An 18,470-nucleotide genomic window follows, 5' to 3' on the forward strand; every position below is an offset into this window, starting at 1 on the left:
TTTTTATACAAAGGATATAGAAGACGACTAGTGACAATTCTTTTGCAAACACTGGTTGAGAGCAGGAATTCGCTACGGAAACACATTTCGCTTTCCGCGGGCGGCTGGTGAGCCCCCTCGTGCTATCGCACTTCGCGGTCTCACCGAGGCCTTTCCTCCCGCAGGAGTCTTCATGTGTTTCCGCTAGCATTGGCTGCTATATATTATTTGTGTCATAAAACGAAGCAGTTTCGTTGCTATCACTAGTCGTTCGGGTGAGTGGAGGGCAGTCGACTCCTGCGGGAACAGCACGTGTCCGAAGACCCCGCAGCGGTGTTTTTTCCGCGAGGAGGCTGAGGCCGTGCCCGCGGAAAGCGACTGCCCGGAACGATCCCGGACGACGGCAATTATTGCACATAATGTCGTCTTTTATATCAACTGCGAAGATTTAAAAGCTACAAAACTTACGAAAAGAGCCATCTATTTTCATGTGGCAAGATACATGATCAATTAATAGAATGATAAAATTCTTCAAGGAACGTGTCTTCAATGCTGCCATTTCTAATCTTGTAAACTTTATGATCAATCATAGCTTCGGTCTCATATGGCACTATAAAACTCTGCTTATTATTTTCAAAAAGGTAAATGATACTTGCTTTCATAGGCATGTAGGAAGTTTGATCTCCGGAGAGCCTTTGGTAACCGACTTGACTCAGATAATCCATGAGACTAATTATTTTTTCCTTATCTCTGGTGCTCTTATGACTAGTAGATTCAGAGATTGCTATCGTTATTTTTGTAACTTCTTCTGGATTCACATGTAAGGTATCTTCTAGTTCCTTTACATAATCCGAGTATGCGATTACAATAAGCCATATTGAAAATAATGCTGTAATAATGAAAAGGAAGGGAATTATTTTTCTCATACCTATCTCTCCCTGGGGAAATAGACTTTCAAAGAATCGTACTATATAAAGGATGACTGAGTACCATTGGCTCCCCTGCTTGTTAGTTCAGATGGTATTTGATGTGTTTTTTCCAGAACAAGCTGATAATTTCGGTCGATTGCTTTGATAAACTTGAAAATAAAGAACGCTCCAAGTAAAATTTGAATAATGCCCAATGCAGTAGGTAATACATTAATCCCTGCTAATTCTGTTGCAAAAATTGAAATGACGAGTAATAATTGAATGAAGAAAAGCTTTGCTGACCGTAAGATAATAAAACCGGCAAGGGATATGATGGCAAGAATTAAAGCCAATGTCATTTTTTATCAATCCCTTCTGTATCACCAGGACTGATTCCCTTTGCTTCAGGCTTCATTTGTTTTGGCTCCAGCTTATCTTTGTCATATTCATAAATGATGAGACCACCACCCAATCCTTCATTGATCATCTCATCCACTCCGCTGTGAAAGTTGCAAGTTACATTTTTCATGTATATCTCCTCCTTGAATCAAGTATCTCTTATTTCTTAATGAAATTCCTTGACGTAAGTCAATTTTTCTTGAATGGAGAAAATATTTTTTAAAAGAGCAAGGAAGAAAACGCTGGATACTGAAAGTAAAGAAAACATTACGCCGCCAAACCTGAGAGCGTGTTATTTCCAGTGGTCAAAAAGACCCCATGATATGCTCACATTACGACAATTATTATGAATACATGGGAGAAGTGTGTCCGGAGAGTGGTATACGAGGAATTAAAGTGGCATTTTCAACGGACACAAGACGCTATATGGAAAGGGTGATTGCCTATCTCAAGAAACTCCGAAACCAAATCAAACAAAAGAGACCCAAAAAGAAAGAGGGGTAAGGTAATCTACAAAACCAAAAAGACGTCGATCAAATATCATTGTTTAATGTGTCATGAGGAGGAAATTCCTTATGACGTTGTAAGGGACTTCGATTTGATGGATGGAGGGGACCCAACGACTCCACTAAGATTCAACTGTGAACAATGCGGAGGAGAAATGTGTTTGGGGAATTATAGGGGCATACATGGGCAGGAAAACAAAATGGAAAAGGACCGGGTGGGTTTGCCCGGTTCTTTTCTTATGTCTGTTGATTAAAGCAAACGCTAAAATGGTTTTTTTAGTAAAAAAGGAAAAAGTATACTAAACTGCGCCCTAATGACTTCTAGGGTGCAGTTTCTTCAAATCACCTCTGATTTATTCTTCTTCTCCATCTTGTGCATCTTTTCCAAGATAAGCCTGCAGCATCCAAATTGTTGAATCAATACTATCTTTATAGTCTATTAATAAATCTTCTGTTACAGCGTCTTCTTCTTTTCCTGCTAATTCAATTGCTTTGATCGCAACATCTTGAATGGTCCGGTAATCAGTTACTAGGTTTTCTACCATTTTATCAGCGGCAATTTTCTTATCATAGGTTTTTTCATGGATGAATGTGTGCTCCAGGAATTCCTCCAATGTGGAATATGGATTTTGTCCAAGTGCTATCAATCGTTCAGCGAATGCATCAAAATATTGGTTTACTTCATTATATAGCTCCTCGAATTTGGCATGTAAGGTAAAGAAGTGTGGTCCTTGAATATGCCAGTGATATTGATGAAGTTTAATGTTTAATACCCCTAAATTTGCTACGATATGGTTTGTCATAAATGCGGCCGTTGCGTGATGGTCTTCATGTATGTGTTCGGTTGCCATGTTAAATCTCTCCTTTTCTTATCTTCTATCTTTACTATAAAACGATATGAGCCTTTTTTCCATGATCTATATCACAGCTTGAAAAGTTTGGAAGCATAGGGACGGTTCGTGTGCTTACTGGTTATTGAGGAAGCATGAGAACCGTCCCTATGCTTCCTATGCAATGACTGGGTATCCCAGTTTTTCAATGGTTCCTTTAATCTCGTCGGCAGTTACTTTCCCGTCGTTGAATGTTGCTTTTACTTTACTGGAGTTGAACATTACTTTTGCCTCTTCGACACCATCCATTTTTCCTAATTTACGTTCGATCTTTGCTATGCAAGATGGGCAAGTTAATGGTTCTAATTGGAATTTTTTCGTTGTCATATTAAATCTCTCCTTTGCTTATTTTCTATCTTTAGTATAAAACGAGATGGATCTTCTTTCCTTGACCTACGTCAAAATTTGAAACGTTTTTTGATGGCTGGACACGTTGAAACTCTAATCCTGTTTAGACTGCTTTGACTTCCAGTTTTCTTTCGTTTTCGCTTGTCTTTTTATTGTTGAAGCGGATGAGCCGCATAGCGTTTAGGATAACAATCAGGATGCTGGCTTCATGAATGAACATGCCGGATGCCAAGTGTACGGTTCCTGCAAGTACGCCTACTAAGAGAATGAAGACGATACCTACTGCCATGCCTGTATTTTGTTTCATGTTTCGAATGGTAGCTTTGGATAGAGAATAGGCATGGGAGAATTGGGACAGTTTGTCAGCCATCAGGACAACGTCTGCCGTTTCCATCGAGATGTCTGTTCCGCCTTTACCCATCGCAAGTCCAATATCGGCGGTTGCGATTGCTGGTGCGTCATTGATTCCGTCTCCTGCCATTGCGACCACATGACCAGTTTCTTCTAAGCGTTTGACGTATTCTACTTTATTTTCTGGTAGTAATTCCGCGTGGATTTCATCATTCCGAGTTGTTTTCCAACGAGTTCCGCGGTGTGTTTGTTGTCACCGGTTAGCATAACGATTTTCTTGACGCCATTGCTTCTCATTTCAGCAAGCGCGCTTGCTGCGTCTTCACGGATTTGGTCTGCGATTGAAAGGATACCAGCGACTTTACCATTGATTGCTGCGAAAATAGCGGTGTTACCTAATTTTTCACGATTTACCGCATATGCTACAGCGTCTTTGTCGAGAGCTATATTTTCAGCATGCATCAATTTGCGGTTTCCAATGGCAAGCACGTCGCCTCCGAGTGTCGCGCGGATTCCATTTCCTTTGATGACCTCGCTGTCTTTAGGTTCTTGGTCAAGTGAAAGGTTTCTTGTTTTGGCCTCTTTTACAATGGTTTGACCTAAATGATGTTCTGAAATCATTTCGGCTTCTGCAACTAGTTGTAATAACGAGCTTTCTTCATGACCATTGAATGTTTTAATGTCTGTTACTTCTGGTTTTCCTTTCGTCAATGTGCCGATTTTGTCAAATACAAGCGTGTCGACTTTTGAGAAATTATCCATTACTTCGCCGCCTTTAACGAGTACCCCGTTTTTCGCACCGTTACCGATACCAGCGACGTTCGAAACCGGAGCACCGATGACAAGTGCACCAGGACAAGCAACAACCAGGAAGGTAATGGATAAGTGCAAGTCACGTGTGATCAGATAAACAAGTATTGATAAAACTACGACAGATGGGGTGTAGATGTTCGCGAATTTATCCAGGAATTTCTGTGTTTTCGATTTGGATTCTTGTGCTTCTTCCACGAGTTCAATGATCTTTGCGAAAGTGGTATCATCGCCAACTTTTTCGGCGACAATTTCAATGTAACCGTTATCCACAATCGTTCCACTGAAAACTGTGTCATCCAGTTTTTTCGAGGCTGGCACTGACTCACCAGTAACCGCTGCTTCGTTTAAAGAAGCAGAACCTGTGATAATGCTGCCATCAACCGGAATTTTCCCGCCTGATCGGATGATAATATGATCCCCTTCAACCACTTCCTCAACTGGAACAATTGCTGTTTCTCCCTCACGCATTACGGTTGCATCTTGTGGTGCCATGTCAACCAATTCTTTTAAGGAAGAACGGGTCTTTTCTAACGTACGTGCTTCCAAGTAATCTCCGAATAGGAATAAAAATGTCACAACTGCTGATTCGACGTATTCACCGATGAATAGCGCACCAATCACGGCAATTGTAACGAGCAGTTCAATACTGAATGCTTTCATGCGAAGTGCTTGGTAAGCTTTAATGAAAATAGGGACACCGGCAATAAAGGTGGTGGCAACCAAAATCCCTTGACGGAAATCATGAAAACCGGTGAAATGAGCGATCAATGCGAGTATTAATAAAGCACCTGACAAAAATGTAATTTGCTTTTTGTACGTATTAATCCACTTAATAAACATGGCAATCTACTCCTTTTTTAAAATTTTAGCTTGATTGCAATCATCATTTGTTTTTCCTTACAAATCCATCATAAAGGAGGAAGCCATATTTGAAATTGACGGGCGTCAAGATTTGAAAATATCTTTTAGTTTATCTTTATCTTACGAAGTGTTAATGCAAATTAAAATGTCTAATTATTTTATAAAACACTAATTATTAGTTGTAATTTAAAAGCTGTATATACTATACTTGTTAGAAATATAAATTTGGAATAATTTGCCGAAGTAATGTTCATACTGCTGAAAAATCATCCTTCCGAAAGGGGGAATTGGAATGGCTTTGGTCGACGAATACAGGGCATTTTTCAGTTGATAGCTTTAACAAATTTAGAGAAATGATGGTCGTGGAGGAATATGACAAAGGTTCACGTGTTTACTGGGAGGCAGAAGAAAATGAAAAGTTATATTTCCTGCTGAAAGGAAAAGTAAACCTTACCAAAATAAATGAAGAAGGTAAAGAATTGACAATGTATTGTTTTTTCTCTGGTGATATGTTTGGAGAATACCCTTCAGAGCGCAGTCATCTCAGCTCATATACAGCCCAAACCATGGAAAAGTCTGAAATAGGAGTAATGCAACGTTGTGATATAGAAAAACTTTTCAAAGAATCTGGAGATCTGGCCCTTGAATTTTCCTATTGGCTTAGTCAGACGCATCGACATACCCAGTTAAAATTAAGAGACTTGCTATTGTATGGGAAGAACGGGGCGCTTGCTTCAACGCTGATACGTATTGCCAATACCTATGGAATCCATGAGGGAAATAAAATAAAAATCACCAATAAGTTTACCAATATGGAATTGGCAGCATTGATTGGAGCAACCCGGGAAACGGTAAACCGGATACTAACAGCATTTAGGCAGGATGATTTGATACAATACAAGAAGGGAAGGATCGAGATTTTAGATCTAGCCGGGTTAAAAGAAGTTAATCAATGTGAAGAATGTCCGGTGGAGATATGCAGACTTTAGGCGAGCAGCAGAAAAAACGGGAGGGACATAAGCATGTCGCTCCCGTTTTGATTACAATCTTTTAAACAACACATTATTCTCCAAATGGATGTGTTGGAATGTGTTCTCTTCCAGCTCTGCTAATCGAGCATAGGTGATCTGATAAGAACCGCATGCATTGGCATGTGGTTGAAATCCGCCTGTGATGACTCGCATTCTTTTCAACATATCACCGGTCACGTCATGTTCTTCCTCTAACTCCCCATTTGCCACGTGGATCTGTTGTAAAAGTTCTTCACTAGGGTTTTTTTCATATTCTTTAATTAAAGGAAAAACGTCACGCTCTTCTTTCATGGTATGTTCGTCCATTTCGACCTTGAAATCGTTGTACAGGCGATGCAATTCTTGTAAATGCGGCTGATCTCCCCCGTGTTTACGGAACACTTTCGTAACGAACTCCCCGAGTGCAGGGAGTTCCTCTGCTAGATAGGCGTGATGGTTATAGACAATATGATCAACAAGTTCAGTGAGAGGTATGGTATCCCAATCGGTTACCTGGTGATCCTCCTTTTGCCAACTTTCATAAGCTGTATTTAGCTCTGATAAAACAGTTATTTCATCAAGATTCTTTTCGGAAAAGGTTTCCTTGAGTACTCGATCCCCACCACAGCAAAAGTCAATCTGACGTTCCTTAAATAAATCACTGGCCTTCGGGAAAATCTTTACAATATCAGCTGGCGTATGCTCAGCAGTAAATGCATTCATTTTATAACCTCCTAAGATTAGCTTGGTTATGATGATAAGCTATTTTAGAAGGATATTCTGTGAGTGAACTCACTGATTATCCAAATATTTAGGGGATCCTTGAAAATATATAGTGATGTTTCTCACAGAAAAGATGCAACAGATTATGATATGTTATCTATAGATGATCTTGATGGGACGTGTTTGACTTGTTATTAAAGGGCGATTACAAAAAAATCGAACCGGCTTCCGGTGCTATCATTATGGCAATTGGGATTTTTCTAATTGGAACGGTTGAGGCTTTCCCAATTTTAGACATTCAATTAGGAAAATATTTAGCGTTTATATTATTAATAACATGGATTGTCATCTACAAATCGCTTAGCGTACAATTTTTTCACCGTGACTTTTTAATTCCTTTTATTCGGAATCCGGTAAATTCCTTCACCATTGGCACATGGATCGCTGGTGTGTCGGTATTATGTAATGTATTTCTCAAATACTTTCCTGGTATTCTATTAATCACGCAAGCCATGGCAATTCTTAATACATTCTTGTGGCTCTTTTTTTATTGAATTGTTTTTATAATTTTAAACAGCTATTATTTGATCATAAAGATTATCCTGTTCATGGTGCAATTTTGCTATCAACCGTTGGGACACAATCTATTATGGTTCTGTTAAATAATGTTTTCTTTCAGTTACCGACTTATTTTGCAGTATCTGTTATTATTTTGGGTTTCATCTTTTACTTTGCTGGAATGCTATTAATCGGAAATCGATATGGGAGACATAAGGGGTGGAATCTTGCTGATGATTGGGCAAATACAAATTGTATTATCCATGGTGCACTATCGATTACTGGCTTAGCAATTGTAACGACCAATACATTTACAGCGGGTTTTGTTGCTGTTTTCTGGGTCATTGTATTCTTATTACTTGTTATTGTAGAAATTATCGAGGTTATTCGGGCAATAAAGCGGATCCAATTATATGGATGGAACAAGGGAGTCTTCAATTACAATGTAACACAATGGTCACGAAACTTTACGTTTGGCATGTTTTATACATTTACGTTAGTGATGTACAATAATCCGATTTATACCATGCCTGATCGACTGATTAACTTTCAGGAATTATTTATGCCTGTTTGGGCTTGGATTGTATTACTTGCACTGGTTGGACAAATTGCAGTATATGTCAAATCACGGGTCGCAACAACTAAATTCGTACAAAGAAGGGTCTAGTTACTGGCATCTGTAATGGAGGGTCACATGAACAAATGGTTTTATTTGAATATACTTGTATTAATCGTAGCGATATGGAATGGGCTAAACAGCAGCACATTAGGCGTGCATATTCTATTAGGGTTACTGGGTCTATTTTTAGTACTATTTAATTGGACCAGACATGCTGTTTTCTCTACAATACGTTCTTCTCGGGATCGAAGTACAAAGATTAAACTTGCGAATCTATCCAAAAAAATAATGCCGTTTCACAGGTGGATTGGTACAGCGTCCCTATTAATCATTATTATGCATGCATCGCTAGTTATTTTTCGCTACGGATTTTACTGGCAAAATTTTAAAATGGTAAGCGGATTGCTAACAGGTATCATTTTAATTGGCATGGTTGCTACTGGATGGATGAGGCTATTCAAACCATCCGGGAGACTGCGCAGATTTCATTTGCGATTAGGGATATTGCTGTTTTTCTTTATTGTGTTACATATGATTTTCTAAAAAAGGTTGTGAATTTGATGACAAGTCAAGAGGTAGAAGAGCATCTCCTGTCTCTGGGAGAACAGATAAAAGCTCATGTGAACGGAAAGGGATATGAATTGGCCTGGGAGCAAGTGGAGGAATTGGAAGAGATTCTTGATTCTGATGAAAAAATAGATGAAGAAGTACAATTTCTTTCATTGCGTATGATGGCCAAGTTTTATCATACTGTTAAAAATTATGATAAGACTAAGAATTACAGTAAGCGGGCACTACACATCAAGGAAATGGACAAAACACATACTGAACTAGTAATAGACACGTATTTGGACTATGCCGGACTGGAAAGAGAGCATGGACAATTTTCAAACGCCAGGAAATTGTTAAAAGAATTATTGGGTTTGCTGGAATCAACGGACTGGCAAGATGCTTATTATTATGGACTAGTTTATAGGAGTCTAGGTATGGTAGAAGTAGATGAAGGAGACGATGAATCCGCTCTGAGAAATTTGGAAAAGGCGTTAACGTATTTTCGCGAATCAGTAGCCGAAGAGAACTCCATTATTGGACAAACAGTCTATGCCATTTCGGACATCTATATTCGTTTGGAAGATTACGACCAGGCACTACATCTTCATCAACAGTTGCTGGAAACATACCAACAGATTGGAGATAAAGTTTCTGAGGGGAAATCGCTACTTAAAATTGGGGAAGTCTACTTTTATATTGATGCGAAAAAATCCAGAAGGACGATTACACAAGCAGTGAAGCTGTTCGGGGAAGTGTATGAAGACAAGCATATAGATATTGCCAAGGGAAATTTACTATTAGGTGAGCTGGATGAAACGATGGGAGGCATCCCGAGAGCGCTTAAGTATTACAAAAGGTCTCTTGAACAAATGGATCGTTTTTACAGCGAAAGTCATTTCCTGACTGTGTATGCCTATTCCAAAATAGGAACACTGTCCATCACTGTAAACGAATGGGATCATGCGGAAGAATATCTAGAAAAAGGCTTGGCTCTTTCGGATCCGTTTCCGAAGATGAGACGCCAATTTCTACATGCCTTGGGGGAGTTTATTCCGAAAAAGCAGCCTATGATAAAGCATTTTCTTATTTTCAGGAATTCTTGCAAGGACTTAAGCAAGATGGAGGCAATCAATCGAAGGGATATGCGGATACCCTTCAGGATATTGGATTTAATTTGAGGTATCAGGATAGATTAGAGGAGGCGTATGCGTACTTTCAAGAGGCATTAGACATTCATGAACAACTAAAACCCGGATATCCTGAAGAAGCGGGAATGATTTGTATGCGTCTGGCTTATTGTTATGAAAATAAACAGGACAAAGATCTGAAAAAAGCAGAATTTTATTATGAAAAAGGATTTAAACGGGTAGAGAGAATGCCGGATCAGGAAATGGTGCAAGAGGCATTAGCTGGAATGATTGAATTTTTCACACGTATGGATAATCCGAAAAAGAAACGAAAATATGAGGATAAATTTGTCAAACTGCAACGTAAAAAAAGGAAATAAAGCTCGTTCTAATCCGACCTACCTAGTAATTGCTGGGAGGGTCGGGTTATTTTTTTGGCAGGACAACATACCTCTATAGTTATTTGGCTGTCCTTAAAGTTGTGGGAGCAAAGTGTATTCGGACTGTGGTTGCATATAGCAAAGAAGCATATGAAACAGTCTTTACAAAAAAATATAAATAACCTTTATAAATTTTGACCTGCGTCAAGGAACTAAGTTTAAAAACGCCTTATACTAAAGATAGAAAACAAAGGAGGAACAAAAAATGAAAACCATTAAATATCAATTAGAGCCGTTAACTTGTCCATCATGTATCAAGAAAATTGAAGGAAAACTAGGGAAAATGAATGGAGTCGAAGAAGCGAAAGTGATGTTCAACTCCAGTAAAGTAAAAGCAACATTTGATCAGGAACAAGTCACATCAGATGAATTAAAGGCAACAATTGAGAAACTCGGCTATCCAGTAGTTTCATAGAACTAGTAGAGGATGTTCAAAAAAACCGGTAAAAATGACACATCGAAGGGGACCTTCTGCTAAAACCGCCCACGTCCTGTGGGCAATGCAGAAGTCACCACATCCTGTGGAAGTTCGTTGGCTTGCTTTCCGTTCATTGGAAAAGAAAAACACTTTTCCTGCGTGCTAGAACGTTTGCTCACGTATTAATTGCATACGTTCTGCTACTCAAAGCTACGCCGCCTCGAACTTCTCGGTCCTTTTTATCCTCCTTTTTGAACACGAACTAGTAGCTGTTCTATATAGGGTAGCTACTACAAAATCGAAAGGAGTTAATGAAAATGGGTAAAGTGAAAAAGATTCATGTGGTTATAGCCTCAGGAAGTTTATTGATTCTAGCATTATTATTTCATTTTATGGATATGGCAGTTTGGAAAGACATTGCTTTAATTGTAGCAACTTTTATTGCTGGATATTCTATTGCTAAAAAAGCAATACAAACCACCATGATGAAAGCGTTCAGTATAGAATTACTTGTTACAATCGCTGTAATAGGCGCTCTATTTATCGGAGAGTACGTTGAATCCGCAGCAGTTACATTCTTGTTCTTATTTGGTTCCTATTTAGAAGCACGAACGCTGGAAAAAACCCGTTCTTCTTTAAAAACGTTAATCGGAATGGCACCAATGGAAGCAACGGTTTTGAAAGATGGAGAACGTTTCGTCAAGCCTATTAGTGAGATTGAAACAGGAGATCGTATTTTAATTCAATCTGGCGAGAAAGTCGCCATTGATGGGAAAATCATTTCTGGCCAAGCATTTATCAATGAAGCGACAATAACTGGGGAATCTGTACCAGCTAATAAAAAAATAGAGGATCAGGTTTTCAGTGGGACCATCATTGATAATGGATATGTTGAAGTAGAAGCGGAAAAAATCGGTGATGATACCGCATTTTCAAAAATTATTGAACTGGTCGAAGAAGCACAGGAGTCTAAAGCAAAAACACAAAAATTCCTTGACCGTTTTGCGAATGTCTATACACCAGGGATTCTAGTACTATCGATTCTTGTCCTCATTTTTACACAGAACTTCGAATTGTCTATCACGTTCTTAGTCATTGCATGCCCTGGAGCACTTGTTATCTCAACACCAGTTTCTCTTGTTGCCGGGATCGGTAACGGTGCAAAGAATGGTACATTGGTAAAAGGCGGGGAAGTAATGGAAAATCTCGCAAAAATCGATGTACTTGTTTTTGATAAAACTGGTACGCTGACAAAAGGGGCACCAGAAGTGACAGGGTTGAAAGCTTTTGATATGGAAGAATCAGAACTTTTAACGATTACTGCAGAAGCAGAAATTATTTCAGAGCATCATTTAGGAAGAACCATTGTTGGAGAAGCAGAGAAACGAGGATTGACACTAACAAACGAACCAGAAAAATTCACCGTAGAAAAAGGCCACGGCCTCTACGCAACGGTAGCTGGCAAATCCGTAGTCATTGGAAATCGTAAACTGTTAAGGAAAAACGGGATTGACTTGTCATCAGCAATTGAAACGTATGCAATTGATGAAGAGAAAAAAGGAAATACAGCAATCTTTGTTGGCGTAAATGAAAAATTAGCTGGTATTATTTCAATTGCTGACCAGACCCGTCAAGAAGCAATTGGCACGATTCAACAATTGAAAGACGCAGGCGTTAAACAAACGGTAATGCTCACTGGTGATAATACACACACAGCTGAAAAAGTAGCAGCACAGCTAGGAATTGACCACGTGTTTGCAGAAATGCTTCCAGAAGATAAGGTGAATCATATTAAACGATTAAAAGCAGAAGGATACAAAGTCGCAATGGTTGGCGATGGTATCAATGACGCACCAGCAATTGCATTGGCAGATGTGGGTATGGCGATGGGTGCAGCGGGAACAGACGCAGCAATGGAAACAGCAGATGTCGTCTTAATGGCAGATAAACTGGATAAAATTCCATATGCTTACTCATTAGCAAAAGCAACCGTACGAAACATGAAACAGAATATTTACGTAGCGGTCGGAACGGTAGCCTTTCTTCTGGCAGGAGTCATTTTAGGAAAAATATTCCTTGCATCGGGTATGCTGATTCATGAACTGAGCGTGTTGGTTGTTATCCTCAACGCAATCCGATTAGTACGATATAAACAACGCGGACAGGGGGAAAAGAAGCAAGGTCGTACCGCAATTCCTGAAATGAATTAAATGATTGAAACATTACCCAACCCCTTTCGATGAAATGAGCATGTACACAGTGTACATGCTCGTTTGTTCGTATAATTGAAATTAGAAATCGCAACGTGAATATTAGTACTTTATGTTGATAGATAAGATCAGAGGTAAGCATTTCTTTTCATCTCTTCATCTGCCATCACAAGCACGGTCTCAGCCAACTGTTCACATCTTTCAATATCCACTCGATCCGGTTCCAAATCAACCTTTAGTTGCTCGGGAACTAATACCGCTCCTGCTTTTGACAAGCGATCAGCCATCAGATCCACTGCCCCACCATACGTATCATAAAACGAGTCAGCAGAACCAAATACACCGAAGAGCTTTCCAGTAATAGCCACATCATCCAACTCTTCATAAAAATCCTCTACTTCATATGGCAGGTCGCCATCATCCCATGTGTGTGTCCCGATTAATATTGCATCATATTCCAATAGTTCCGCAACATCGATCGGGTCAAAATCAAATGTTTTGGTAACTACTGCATGGTTTTTATTCTCAAGGTATGCAACCATTGCTTCAGCCATCAATTCTGTGTTTCCAGTTCCGCTTGCATACAACATCAATAATTTAGCCATGATTACCCTCCTTCTGTTAAGACTCGTATTATAAACAAACAACATACTCTCTATGTTATCCTTCAATATATTGCTTTTACAGTTCCCCATTCTATTATAAGACAAATGTATTCTATATGATTTGACGTAGGTCAATTTTTAAGGAATTATGAATTCAGATACGTTAATAATTTAAGCATTTTTATCCATAACCTCTATCCAACTAAGTTATACTGTAGGAAATGGAGAAGGAGGGGTTCGTGATCGAGAATAAAAAGGTAAATCCTTCGCAACTATGTGTTTCTAAAGTCCCTTTTTTTAATCACCTAGATGATGATGAGATGCTTAAAATAGCTGAGAAGAGCAGGCACAAGGATTTTAAAAAAGGGGAAAGCATTTATCGTGAAGGTGACCCACTGGAATATTTGTATATTGTCCATAAAGGGCGTGTGAAGATTTATCAGATATTTGAATCTGGTAAGGAGCAACTATTACGCATTTTAGACCCCGGAGAATTCATGGGTGAATTGGCACTGTTTACAGAAAAAACATTAGACAGTTATGCGGAAGCAATGAAAGATACTAATATATGCACGATACATCGTGATGACATGCAGGATCTGATGAAAGATTATCCAACGATAGCGGTAAAAATTTTAGAACAGTTCAGCAATCGTCTGGATAACACGGAAAAGCTTGTGGGCCAATTAAGTTCTAAAGATGTTGAATCACGTACGGCTGGTTATTTGCTTGACCTTGCTGATAAAAATAACACGGTCGAAATTGTGCTACCAATGAGTAAAAAAGATCTTGCATCGTACTTGGGCACTACACAGGAAACGATTAGTAGAAAGTTATCAAGCCTGCAAACAACTGGATTGATTGAACAGAAGGGGAATCGCAATATAAAAATTTTGAATAAAGATGCGCTATCTGATGTTGCTTTTGAAAGTCAATAAACCTGACTTTTCTGTAACGATACTATAGATGGAACAATTGACACGACAGATAGGAATTATGATAGGCATACACCAAGGATCGCTATCTTGGTGTATGCCTTATATACGTGAGAATACCAATGATCGAAAAGTACAATTTAACTAATGTATCCGTTTACTTTTTAGACAATATTGTGATAAGATGAAGTAACATAGAATTATAAACAATTTTAACAATAGAACATAAACTTCTGCATATGAGAATAAAGGTAAGGTAAGTTCCTCCATCAATTAAAGGGGTTCCCAATTTTCTTAGCAGATAGGAAACCACCATGACTCTCCTTGAACGAGCCACCAACTATCACGAAAAAAGGCAAATTGGAAATTCACCTGAATAAATTCACATTAGTTATAAATAAATTTTCATTAGTACTTAAAAATGCCTTTTTACATACAAAAGTATAAAATCTTCCTACTGCTCACTGGCTAACTTCCTTAAAAAATAATTAAAAATATTTGAAGATAGTGAATAGAGAGTGTGAGACGTTGCAATAGGTACGTAGATTGCAAACAGGGAGACTGAATAAAAGGAGTATGACAATAAAATTAAAGGAAGGGGTCACTTTTTGCAGAAGGATGTGGAAGTTACACTGAATGGAAAGCAAGTAACTGTAGGAGAAGCCCATACTGCTATGGATACGATGACTGCAAATAATGTGGAGGTACCGAGTTTGTGTTACCATCCAAGTCTTGGTGCGATTGAGACATGTGATACATGCATTGTCAGTGTGAATGGTGAGCTGGTACGCTCGTGTTCAACCAAACTGGCTGATGGGGATGTCGTTAGTACGAACGGGGAAGAAGCGCATGAGGCGCAGCTTTACGCTTTGGACAAGGTTTTGGGTAAGCATGAATTATATTGTACAGTGTGCGATTATAATAATGGCAATTGCGAGATACATAACACCGTCAAGGAAATGAAGGTCAATCACCAGGAGACACCTTTTGAATCGAAGGGTTACGAGGTGAATCGCAATTCCTTTTACCGGTATGATCCGGATCAGTGTATTCTGTGTGGTCTATGTGTGGAGGCCTGTCAGGATGTTCAGGTGACCGAGACATTAACCATTGACTGGGAGCGGGAACGTCCGCGAGTGATTTGGGATAATGACACGTCGATTGATGAATCCTCCTGTGTCAATTGTGGGCATTGCTCAACGGTCTGTCCATGTAATGCCATGATGGAAGTGGGGATGGAAGGAGAAGCCGGTTTCTTGGCTGGAATGCTTCCGGAGTCTTCGATGCGCCCACTCATTAACATCACCAAAGAAGTGGAGACCGGATATGAGCAGTTGATGACTATCTCTGACGTCGAAGCTTCCATGCGGGAAGACCGTATTGAAAAAACAAAAACCGTTTGTACGTACTGCGGGGTTGGGTGCTCCTTTGATGTATGGACAAAAGATCGACAAATATTGAAGGTAGAGCCACATCAGGATGCTCCAGCGAATGGAATTTCAACATGTGTGAAGGGGAAATTTGGCTGGGATTTTGTCAATAGCGAAGAACGCCTGACAAAACCGTTGATTCGTGAGGGAGACGGATTCCGCGAAGCAGAATGGGAAGAGGCGTATGGTTTAATTGAACAGAAATTTAAAGAACAGATAAAGAAAAAAGGACCAGATTCACTTGCGTTTGTTTCTTCTTCTAAATGTACAAATGAAGAATCCTATCTCATGCAAAAGCTGAGTCGTTCTGTAATTGGGACAAACAATATTGATAATTGCTCCCGTTACTGTCAGTCCCCGGCAACGATGGGATTGTGGCGGACAGTTGGATACGGGGGAGACTCTGGATCGATTGAGGATATTGGAAATGCAGAACTTATCATCATAACCGGATCCAACACGGCGGAAGCACATCCAGTACTTGCGACAAGAATTAAGCGCGCTCAGAAATTGCATGGCCAGAAAGTAATTGTCGCTGATCTTCGCAGGCACGAAATGGCGGATCGGGCAGATCAATTTGTTCAACCAGCAGCAGGCAGTGATCTTGTCTGGATTTCCGCTGTGACAAAATACATCGTGGACCAGGGATGGCAAGCTAAGGAATTTCTGAAAACACATGTCAATGGCATGGATGACTATATCAAGAGCCTGGAGCCATATACGCTTGATTATGCGGAAAAGGTAACGAATCTTACGAAAAAGGAAATGATTGAGATTGCTAGCTCGATCCATGAAGCGGATACTACTTGCTTCCTGTGGGCAATGGGGATTACGCAACATGGTGGTGGAAGCGATACAAGTACAGCGATTTCTAACCTGATGCTGATTACAGGCAATTACATGAAGCCTGGTGCAGGTACCTATCCATTGCGCGGACACAATAATGTCCAAGGTGCAAGTGACTTTGGCAGTATGCCGGACCGATTCCCAGGCTATGAACTCGTATCAGATGATGACGTCCGCACCCGTTATGAAAAAGGATGGCAGGTGGAGCTTTCAACTGAGCCAGGGCTTAATAACCATCAAATGGTTGAGGCAATTCATGAAGGTAGCCTGAATGCTATGTATATCAAAGGCGAAGAGATGGCTGTGGTTGATTCAGATGCAAACTATGTGCAGGCAGCATTTGAGAAACTTGACTTTTTCGTAATTCAGGATGTATTTTTCTCCAAAACAGCCGAATTTGCAGATGTTGTTCTGCCAGCCAGTCCTAGCCTTGAAAAAGATGGAACATTTACTAATACGGAGCGTCGTTTCCAGCGGTTGTACCAAGTGCTCGAACCACTAGGAGGATCGAAGCCGGATTGGCAGATCATTCAAGACATCGCTAATCTTCTCGGGGCAGAATGGAACTATATGCATCCAAGTGAAATTATGGATGAAGCGGCCTCCCTTGCCCCAATGTTTGCCGGCGTTCGCTACGATCGTTTAGAAGGCTATGATAGCTTGCAGTGGCCAGTAGCGGCGGACGGAATGGATACACCGCTATTGTTCAAAGAGAAATTTCCATTCCCGGATGGGAAAGCAAAACTTTATCCGGTTGACTGGACAAAACCGATTGACTTCGGAGAAGAATACGATCTTCATGTCAATAATGGCCGTCTGCTTGAGCATTTTCATGAAGGAAATATGACCTATAAGTCTGAAGCAATTTCGAAAAAAACACCAAGCGTGTTCCTGGAAGTATCTCCTGAACTGGCGGATGAGCGTGGTTTGGAAGATGGATCGGTTGTCAGGCTGATATCTCCATACGGAAGGGTGAAGGTTTCCTGCATTGTAACAGATCGAGTAAAGGGCGATGAGTTATATTTACCAATGAATTCTCAGGGAGAAGGTGCGATTAATTACCTGACGAGCTTTCATGCTGACAAGGATACTTCCACCCCTGCGTATAAGGAAGTTCAGGTGAAAATGGAAGTCCTTGAGGCCAAAGGGGAAAGTCCGCTGCCGAAAATCAATCATCGCTACGGCCATCCGCAGCCACAAATCGGTGTACAGGTTGAAAGAAAATGGGCACGTAAGGATTATATCTTCCCCGGTGATGTCGCGCGAGCAAGGAGGTCAAGAAGCAATGGCTAAAGCAACCAAAGTGATCCATCGAATCGAACCAACGGAAAAAGAAATACGGGAACAAGAGTTGAGGCAATTGGAGGGAAAATTGCTGGAAAATAAAGAAGCGGTTGCTGATGCACTGAAGCTGATGAATCATTTACGGGATAATGAAATTTTCAATATGCTCAATGCCCTCTTTGCCGAAAGCGATCAAGTGCTTGAGCGGGTCGTGACAGCCATCGATGAATCAGATACAACCAAGTCGATGAAAAATTTACTTCTACTGGTGGATGTACTTGGAAAGTTCAACTTGGAAGAGCTTGAGCCACTGCTTTTAAAGATGAATACGGCTGTTTCCAAGGTGGCGGCCTATGAGCATTATGGGAAAGAAAGAGTCGGGTACCCCGCCCTTCTGCGTTCCTTGAAGGATCCTGAAGTCATCGAAGGTATGAATGTCTTAATGGCCTTTCTAAAAGGTCTAGGCGTCAATCAGGAGGACAGAGAAAAGGCAAAATCGGAAACACAGAGACTGCAGCATGCACGTGAAAAACGAAATAAAGAAAGTGATGAACAGCAATCCGGATCCAGTAGTAAATGGTACGCTGTTGCAGCTGGAGTCTCATTGCTTGCGGCATTGCCTTTATTTTTCAAAAAGTAGGACCAGGGGGAGGAATCT

Annotated in this window: 18 protein-coding genes and 2 pseudogenes; 12 read left to right on the forward strand and 8 right to left on the reverse strand. The window is 40.2% G+C overall.

Translation table 11 applies throughout. The features are described from left to right. The first annotated feature begins 340 nt into the window (after positions 1-340). Positions 341-493, forward strand: a complete 153-nt coding sequence (locus KFZ58_RS01655; protein ID WP_235793144.1) for a hypothetical protein — start codon at positions 341-343, stop codon at positions 491-493. On the opposite strand, the gene KFZ58_RS01660 is transcribed toward KFZ58_RS01655, so the two are convergent. The 6 genes and pseudogenes from KFZ58_RS01660 to KFZ58_RS01685 all read right to left on the reverse strand — a co-directional run bounded on the left by KFZ58_RS01660 (position 486) and on the right by KFZ58_RS01685 (position 5,034). Beyond that, positions 486-905: a hypothetical protein gene (locus KFZ58_RS01660; protein WP_235793145.1), complete on the reverse strand. Its 420-nt coding sequence runs from the start codon at positions 903-905 to the stop codon at positions 486-488. The genes KFZ58_RS01655 and KFZ58_RS01660 overlap by 8 nt on opposite strands. A 41-nt stretch (positions 906-946) precedes the next feature. Further along, complete coding sequence (locus tag KFZ58_RS01665; RefSeq protein WP_235793146.1) at positions 947-1,246, reverse strand: hypothetical protein; 300 nt, start codon at positions 1,244-1,246, stop codon at positions 947-949. Further along, entirely contained in the window at positions 1,243-1,416 is a 174-nt protein-coding gene (locus KFZ58_RS01670) for a hypothetical protein (RefSeq protein WP_235793147.1), read from the reverse strand. The genes KFZ58_RS01665 and KFZ58_RS01670 overlap by 4 nt, the downstream gene beginning before the upstream one ends. Positions 1,417-2,145: 729 nt before the next feature. Next, positions 2,146-2,643 (reverse strand): Dps family protein, encoded by a 498-nt coding sequence (locus tag KFZ58_RS01675; protein ID WP_235793148.1) that lies wholly within the window; start codon positions 2,641-2,643, stop codon positions 2,146-2,148. Positions 2,644-2,799: 156 nt separating this feature from the next. Then, a complete protein-coding gene (locus tag KFZ58_RS01680) occupies positions 2,800-3,009 on the reverse strand; it encodes a heavy-metal-associated domain-containing protein (RefSeq protein ID WP_235793149.1) in 210 nt (69 codons plus the stop codon). A gap of 124 nt (positions 3,010-3,133) precedes the next feature. Then, positions 3,134-5,034: pseudogene (locus KFZ58_RS01685) on the reverse strand (heavy metal translocating P-type ATPase). Positions 5,035-5,342: 308 nt separating this feature from the next. Between KFZ58_RS01685 and KFZ58_RS01690 the strand changes: the two are divergent. Further along, positions 5,343-6,044 carry a Crp/Fnr family transcriptional regulator gene (locus KFZ58_RS01690; RefSeq protein WP_235793150.1) on the forward strand — a complete coding sequence of 234 codons (702 nt, stop codon included), beginning with the start codon at positions 5,343-5,345 and terminating at the stop codon, positions 6,042-6,044. Between the two features lie 51 nt (positions 6,045-6,095). On the opposite strand, the gene ric is transcribed toward KFZ58_RS01690, so the two are convergent. Beyond that, the gene (gene ric, locus KFZ58_RS01695) at positions 6,096-6,788 is read right to left on the reverse strand and encodes an iron-sulfur cluster repair di-iron protein (RefSeq protein ID WP_235793151.1); all 693 of its coding nucleotides are present in this window, start codon (positions 6,786-6,788) and stop codon (positions 6,096-6,098) included. A gap of 188 nt (positions 6,789-6,976) precedes the next feature. On the opposite strand from ric, the gene KFZ58_RS01700 reads away from it, so the two are divergent. From KFZ58_RS01700 to KFZ58_RS01730, 7 genes and pseudogenes are all read left to right on the forward strand, one after another. Next, positions 6,977-7,342, forward strand: a complete 366-nt coding sequence (locus KFZ58_RS01700; protein ID WP_235793152.1) for a hypothetical protein — start codon at positions 6,977-6,979, stop codon at positions 7,340-7,342. After that, on the forward strand, positions 7,339-8,013 hold the full coding sequence (locus tag KFZ58_RS01705) for a TDT family transporter (protein ID WP_235793153.1): 675 nt from the start codon (positions 7,339-7,341) through the stop codon (positions 8,011-8,013). The genes KFZ58_RS01700 and KFZ58_RS01705 overlap by 4 nt, the downstream gene beginning before the upstream one ends. 27 nt (positions 8,014-8,040) lie before the next feature. Next, positions 8,041-8,508 (forward strand): hypothetical protein, encoded by a 468-nt coding sequence (locus KFZ58_RS01710; RefSeq protein ID WP_235793154.1) that lies wholly within the window; start codon positions 8,041-8,043, stop codon positions 8,506-8,508. Positions 8,509-8,951: 443 nt separating this feature from the next. Continuing rightward, positions 8,952-9,500 (forward strand): annotated as a pseudogene (locus tag KFZ58_RS19270) (tetratricopeptide repeat protein); the annotation flags it as partial. Next, positions 9,470-10,024, forward strand: coding sequence for a tetratricopeptide repeat protein (locus KFZ58_RS01720; protein WP_235793155.1), 555 nt, complete (start codon positions 9,470-9,472; stop codon positions 10,022-10,024). The pseudogene KFZ58_RS19270 and the gene KFZ58_RS01720, both read left to right, overlap by 31 nt. A gap of 265 nt (positions 10,025-10,289) precedes the next feature. Next, positions 10,290-10,499 carry a heavy-metal-associated domain-containing protein gene (locus KFZ58_RS01725; protein ID WP_235793156.1) on the forward strand — a complete coding sequence of 70 codons (210 nt, stop codon included), beginning with the start codon at positions 10,290-10,292 and terminating at the stop codon, positions 10,497-10,499. A gap of 320 nt (positions 10,500-10,819) precedes the next feature. After that, a complete protein-coding gene (locus KFZ58_RS01730) occupies positions 10,820-12,712 on the forward strand; it encodes a heavy metal translocating P-type ATPase (RefSeq protein ID WP_235793157.1) in 1,893 nt (630 codons plus the stop codon). A 128-nt stretch (positions 12,713-12,840) separates the two neighbouring features. On the opposite strand, the gene KFZ58_RS01735 is transcribed toward KFZ58_RS01730, so the two are convergent. After that, positions 12,841-13,317 carry a flavodoxin domain-containing protein gene (locus tag KFZ58_RS01735; protein ID WP_235793158.1) on the reverse strand — a complete coding sequence of 159 codons (477 nt, stop codon included), beginning with the start codon at positions 13,315-13,317 and terminating at the stop codon, positions 12,841-12,843. A gap of 239 nt (positions 13,318-13,556) precedes the next feature. Here KFZ58_RS01735 and KFZ58_RS01740 point away from each other — a divergent pair, with 239 nt between their 5' ends. The 3 genes from KFZ58_RS01740 to KFZ58_RS01750 all read left to right on the forward strand — a co-directional run bounded on the left by KFZ58_RS01740 (position 13,557) and on the right by KFZ58_RS01750 (position 18,452). Next, complete coding sequence (locus KFZ58_RS01740; RefSeq protein ID WP_235793159.1) at positions 13,557-14,255, forward strand: Crp/Fnr family transcriptional regulator; 699 nt, start codon at positions 13,557-13,559, stop codon at positions 14,253-14,255. 584 nt (positions 14,256-14,839) lie between these two features. Further along, positions 14,840-17,821: a formate dehydrogenase subunit alpha gene (fdhF, locus tag KFZ58_RS01745; RefSeq protein ID WP_370642484.1), complete on the forward strand. Its 2,982-nt coding sequence runs from the start codon at positions 14,840-14,842 to the stop codon at positions 17,819-17,821. Continuing rightward, the gene (locus KFZ58_RS01750) at positions 17,814-18,452 is read left to right on the forward strand and encodes a helical membrane plugin domain-containing protein (RefSeq protein WP_235793161.1); all 639 of its coding nucleotides are present in this window, start codon (positions 17,814-17,816) and stop codon (positions 18,450-18,452) included. Before fdhF ends, KFZ58_RS01750 begins: the two co-directional genes overlap by 8 nt. The last annotated feature ends 18 nt before the right edge of the window (positions 18,453-18,470 follow it).

The organism is Virgibacillus sp. NKC19-16, assembly GCF_021560035.1.
In the GTDB taxonomy this organism is placed as follows: domain Bacteria; phylum Bacillota; class Bacilli; order Bacillales; family Amphibacillaceae; genus Virgibacillus_L; species Virgibacillus_L salidurans.

Excerpts from the sequence above, each read along its gene's own strand:
- KFZ58_RS01660 (WP_235793145.1), bottom strand. The coding sequence starts at position 905 with ATGAGAAAAATAATTCCCTTCCTTTTCATTATTACAGCATTATTTTCA.
- KFZ58_RS01665 (WP_235793146.1), bottom strand. The coding sequence starts at position 1,246 with ATGACATTGGCTTTAATTCTTGCCATCATATCCCTTGCCGGTTTTATT.
- KFZ58_RS01670 (WP_235793147.1), bottom strand. The coding sequence starts at position 1,416 with ATGAAAAATGTAACTTGCAACTTTCACAGCGGAGTGGATGAGATGATC.
- KFZ58_RS01675 (WP_235793148.1), bottom strand. The coding sequence starts at position 2,643 with ATGGCAACCGAACACATACATGAAGACCATCACGCAACGGCCGCATTT.
- KFZ58_RS01680 (WP_235793149.1), bottom strand. The coding sequence starts at position 3,009 with ATGACAACGAAAAAATTCCAATTAGAACCATTAACTTGCCCATCTTGC.
- ric (WP_235793151.1), bottom strand. The coding sequence starts at position 6,788 with ATGAATGCATTTACTGCTGAGCATACGCCAGCTGATATTGTAAAGATT.
- KFZ58_RS01710 (WP_235793154.1), top strand. The coding sequence starts at position 8,041 with ATGAACAAATGGTTTTATTTGAATATACTTGTATTAATCGTAGCGATA.
- KFZ58_RS01720 (WP_235793155.1), top strand. The coding sequence starts at position 9,470 with ATGGGATCATGCGGAAGAATATCTAGAAAAAGGCTTGGCTCTTTCGGA.
- KFZ58_RS01725 (WP_235793156.1), top strand. The coding sequence starts at position 10,290 with ATGAAAACCATTAAATATCAATTAGAGCCGTTAACTTGTCCATCATGT.
- KFZ58_RS01730 (WP_235793157.1), top strand. The coding sequence starts at position 10,820 with ATGGGTAAAGTGAAAAAGATTCATGTGGTTATAGCCTCAGGAAGTTTA.
- KFZ58_RS01735 (WP_235793158.1), bottom strand. The coding sequence starts at position 13,317 with ATGGCTAAATTATTGATGTTGTATGCAAGCGGAACTGGAAACACAGAA.
- KFZ58_RS01750 (WP_235793161.1), top strand. The coding sequence starts at position 17,814 with ATGGCTAAAGCAACCAAAGTGATCCATCGAATCGAACCAACGGAAAAA.